Here is a 3,564-nt window from a genome sequence, read left to right on the forward strand (position 1 = left end):
CTTTTCTGATGCCACGCTTCAACCCGTATGGCAATGGAACCATGTTCCTGTTGATGCCAAATGGTCCCTGAAAGCCCGAAAAGGATATTTGCGGCTTAACTCCCTTCCGGCAGCAGATTTTTGGAATGCCAAAAATACATTAACGCAACGGGCAATCGGCCCGGAGTCGATAGTTACGGCCGAGGCCGAGTTAAAAGGCCTGAAAACCGGGGATATTGCCGGTCTTGCGCTGCTCAATATGCCTTATGCGTGGATTGGTGTAACCAAAAAACAGGATAGTCTTGAAATTCAGCAATTTGATTTGCAACGAAATAAACTGATCAAAACACAACTGAAAAGCGCCCATGTCTGGTTTCGCGCAAATTGCAATTTTGATACGGAAAAAGCTATATTCAGTTACAGCACCGATGGTACAAATTTCACCACTCTGGGAGATGAATATATTATGATTTATAATTTAAGAACATTCCAGGGTGAGCGCTATTGCCTTTTTAATTATAATACGCTTGGTTCGGAAGGAGGTTATGCAGACTTTAATTCATTTTTTGTGGATGAACCAAGGGCGCTCGGCTTAACCAAACCTATTCCGTATGGCAGAGTCATAACACTGAACAGCCTTGCCGACAGCACTGTGCTGGTTAACTGGAATGGCTTTGTGAGACCGGTTCCAGTCGATAGCAGGTTTGCACAAGGGGATGAGTCGAAGTTCAGGGTAATTGATAAGGGCAATGGCAGGATAGCTTTGCAATCAATTACAGATGGCCGATGGGTTACGGTTAAGGGTTTGGGAGGAATGGCGGAAGTGCGACTTGAAAAAGATGAGAAAGGGGAAGCTTCACAATTTCAATGGCAGGATATGCTTCGCGGCGATCTGATGCTGATGTCATTGTCAACGCACAGATATTTGCTTGCCGACCCATATGCAAGTAGCCTTAGTTCGGCCGATGCACCGGGTGCAAGACCCGACCGCAAGGACGGCTCCTGTTTTTCATGGGCAATTGCGGAGTAATAATTTGATAATACTGTGATAGGAATTTAGGGCTAAAGGTCATTTACTCAGGATTGCAGGAATTCTGACATCAGAATTTTTTAATTTCAAAATTGTTGGTGATATTAGTTGAAACCATCCAATGGAAGCCAAAGAAATCTTAAAAGCTCATGTAGCTAAAATAGCCATGTTAACTGATGAGCAGTTTGATTATTTCTTTTCGCATTTTAAAAAACTGAGCTTTCAAAAAGGACAGGCGATTATTACCGAGGGCGATAAGGTAGATTGTGAATACTTCGTGATCTCCGGCTGTTTAAAATCTTTCTTTATCAACGATGATCTTAAAATGTTCATCCTGCAGTTTGCCATGCCCAACTGGTGGGCATCAGATTATAATGCATTATATAATAATACCAAAGCTACCATCAACATAGACTGCATTACCAATGCCGAAGTGCTTTGCCTTAGCAATGGAGATAGGGAAAAGTTATGTAAGGAACTTCACGATGTTGAGCATTTTTTTAGGTGGAGGACCAATAGGGGATATGTTGCGGCTCAAAAAAGGCTGCTATCGTTCATGAATAATAATGTGAAATACAGATACGAAGAACTTTTGAAACTGTATCCCGAACTTTATAATATTGTTCCTAAAAATCTGATTGCTGCATACTTAGGTGTTTCAAGAGAAACCCTTAGCCGGCTTTACAATACCTGAAAAGTGATGTACATCACATAAATATTAACTCATTTCAAATGTGATGTAGGTCACGCAGCCACCTGAAATTTCCTGCCGTACTTTGTTGTGTAATTAAAAACACAAATAAAATGGAAACTCAAAAATTTGAAATCGTAAGCACCCAAAGCAATATCGACTGGGTGGGCAGAAAGGTAACCGGAGCACACAATGGTACCATAGCCGTTAAAGAAGGTGAACTTATTTTGAATGCAGGTAAACTTACCGGCGGTAAATTCATTATCGATACCACCTCTATCAAAATACTGGATGTAACAGACCCTGCAACCAATGCACAATTCGCCGGTCACCTGGCCTCTGATGATTTTTTCTCTATTGAAAAATATCCGGAAGCAACTTTGCAAATTACTTCAGTTTCAGGCAACCACGTTGAAGGTAATCTGACCATCAAAGGCATTACACATCCTGTTGGTTTTGATGCAGCGATCAATGTAAATGGCGACTTGTTGACTACTACCGGAAAGCTGGTAATTGACCGTACTAAATATGGAATAAAATTCCGCTCGGGTAATTTCTTTAAGGATCTGGGCGATACGCTGATTTATAATGATTTTGAACTGAATGTAAGTGTAACCGCTAAAGCTGCCTGATAAGCAGTTTTAGCATAAAAATTAAAGCCATGCCATACGTAAAAATTGAAGTAACCCGTGAAGGCGTTACAAGAGAACAAAAACAGCAACTGATAAAAGGGGTTACCGACCTGTTGAGTGATGTATTGAATAAAGACCCGCAATTAACCTTTGTGGTAATTCAGGAAGTTGACCTGGACAATTGGGGCCATGCAGGGGAACAGGTATCTGTGCTGAGAGAAAAAGGTATAACTGCTGATAGAAAATAATATAATGAAGAAGCAAACAATAATAGTTACCGGTGCCTCATCTGGCATCGGTAAAGAAATAGCCCGTCATTTTTTAGCAAACGGCGACAATGTAGTGATCAATTCGTCAACTGCCGAAAAATTAGAACAAACTTACCAGGAACTGGGCGGGGGCGAAAACCTGGCTATGGTAACAGGTAATGTTGCTGACAAAAGCACTGGCAAGCAACTTTTAGCAACTGCCATAGAAAAATTTGGCTCGGCAGATGTACTGGTGAACAACGCAGGAATATTTGAAACCAAACCATTTCTTGAAGTAGATGAAGCTTATCTCGACCGCTTTCTGAATACAAACCTGAAGGGAACCTACTTCACCACCCAGGCCATTATCCCTCAAATGCTGAAACAGCATGATGGCGTGGTGATCAATATAGGCACGCCTTTAGTCAATCACGGCCTGGGCGGAGTGCCCATTACTGCACAAATGGCCTCAAAGGGTGCTATACATGCGCTTACCATACAATTGGCAGCTGAGTTTGGTAAAGATAACATCAGGGTGAATACGATTGCGCCCGGCACAATCCGTACCCCAATGCATGGCGATAACGCCGATCAAAGCGCAGGTTTACATTTGCTGAACCGCGTTGGCGAGGTGGAAGATATCGCTCAAATGGTTTATACCGTTGCCAAGAGTAACTTTATTACCGGCGTTATTATCAACGTAGATGGTGGCATGGGAGCCGGGCACAACTTGAATTAACATGAAAACGCTTTTATTGACCGCTTTTTTGTCATGCACTTTGCTGGCAATAAAAGCGCAAAATTCAAAGAAAATGGAAACTAATCAGCAAGATTCATTAGCCATCACCCAGGTGCTGGAAAATTATTACTTCAAAGGTATTTACGAAGGCAATATTAGTACACTGAGAAAAATTTACAATCCCGGCACTTTATTGTTCGGGGATGTGAAGGGGCAGCCTTATGCAAAAACGCTCGATCAGTACC

6 protein-coding genes are annotated in these 3,564 nt (G+C 42.0%); all 6 read left to right on the forward strand.

Features of this window, described 5'->3' with window-relative positions; translation table 11 throughout:
- Positions 1-1,009, forward strand: a 1,009-nt coding sequence (locus AC1DPZ_RS23995) for a beta-xylosidase family glycoside hydrolase (protein WP_477408224.1), incomplete at its 5' end; no start/stop codon positions are given.
- A gap of 121 nt (positions 1,010-1,130) precedes the next feature.
- A complete protein-coding gene (locus AC1DPZ_RS24000; RefSeq protein ID WP_477408226.1) occupies positions 1,131-1,703 on the forward strand; it encodes a Crp/Fnr family transcriptional regulator in 573 nt (190 codons plus the stop codon).
- A 110-nt stretch (positions 1,704-1,813) separates the two neighbouring features.
- The gene (locus AC1DPZ_RS24005) at positions 1,814-2,332 is read left to right on the forward strand and encodes a YceI family protein (RefSeq protein ID WP_477408228.1); all 519 of its coding nucleotides are present in this window, start codon (positions 1,814-1,816) and stop codon (positions 2,330-2,332) included.
- Positions 2,333-2,361: 29 nt separating this feature from the next.
- Entirely contained in the window at positions 2,362-2,580 is a 219-nt protein-coding gene (locus AC1DPZ_RS24010; protein WP_477408230.1) for a tautomerase family protein, read from the forward strand.
- Between the two features lie 4 nt (positions 2,581-2,584).
- Positions 2,585-3,319 (forward strand): SDR family NAD(P)-dependent oxidoreductase, encoded by a 735-nt coding sequence (locus tag AC1DPZ_RS24015; RefSeq protein ID WP_477408232.1) that lies wholly within the window; start codon positions 2,585-2,587, stop codon positions 3,317-3,319.
- A 1-nt stretch (position 3,320) separates the two neighbouring features.
- Positions 3,321-3,564, forward strand: a 244-nt coding sequence (locus AC1DPZ_RS24020; protein WP_477408234.1) for a nuclear transport factor 2 family protein, incomplete at its 3' end; no start/stop codon positions are given.

The sequence above is a fragment of the Mucilaginibacter sp. P4_G9 genome, assembly GCF_056400985.1.